The sequence below is a fragment of the Empedobacter sp. UBA7252 genome (assembly GCF_002472765.1).
Taxonomy (GTDB): Bacteria; Bacteroidota; Bacteroidia; order Flavobacteriales; family Weeksellaceae; genus Empedobacter; species Empedobacter falsenii_B.
This window is the reverse complement of sequence record NZ_DKSQ01000104.1, coordinates 11,593-12,330: the sequence shown is the minus strand read 5'-3', so window position 1 is coordinate 12,330 and position 738 is coordinate 11,593. Positions and strand designations below refer to the sequence as shown.

Sequence of the window (738 nt, the reverse complement as noted above, 5' to 3'; positions counted from 1 at the left end):
ACATTTACAACAAATGATTTCCAAACACTTTTTCCTGACGTAGCAAACCCAGTTCCTGCTGGAGAAAACTGGAAAATGACACAAGCTAGAAATGGAGATCACGTGAATGTTTTTGGGTTTGAGGTTGCATTTCAGCGTCAATTAGATTTCATTCCAGGCGAATTTTTCAAACATTTGGGAATTTACCTTAACTATACATACACCGATTCGAAAGCCAAAGGAATTACCAATGAAGATGGTGATTTGAGAGAAGATCTTGATTTACCTAAAACAGCTCCACACATGTTCAATGGTTCGTTAGCATTCGAGAACAAAAAGTTCTCTGCACGTATTTCGGTTAATTATACAGCCGCTTATTTAGACGAAATTGGAGGAAATGCTTTCGAGGATAGTTACTATGACAAACAATTATTTTTAGATGCAAATGCGTCGTATAAATTCTCGAAGCAATTACGAATTTTTGCAGAAGCAAACAATTTAACAAATCAACCTTTACGTTACTACCAAGGAGTTTCGAGTCAAACAATGCAACTCGAATATTATCAACCACGTTTTACTTTAGGTCTAAAATTTGATTTCTAAACAATTATGAAAAAAATATTCATCACATTATCACTCTTCACTATTCTATTTTCTTGTGAATCCTCTAAACTGGCTCCAATTCCTACAAATGCAGTAAAACCAACTGTTACAACACAGCAAACACCAAATGATACTGATGATCCTGCAATTTGGATC

The 738-nt window shown here is 35.0% G+C and carries 1 protein-coding gene; it reads left to right on the top strand.

What is annotated here, in order from left to right; all coding sequences use genetic code 11:
* A partial coding sequence (locus B2X73_RS14500; protein WP_291096817.1) for a TonB-dependent receptor domain-containing protein occupies positions 1 to 582 on the top strand: 582 nt, incomplete at its 5' end.
* Positions 583 to 738 lie beyond the last annotated feature (156 nt).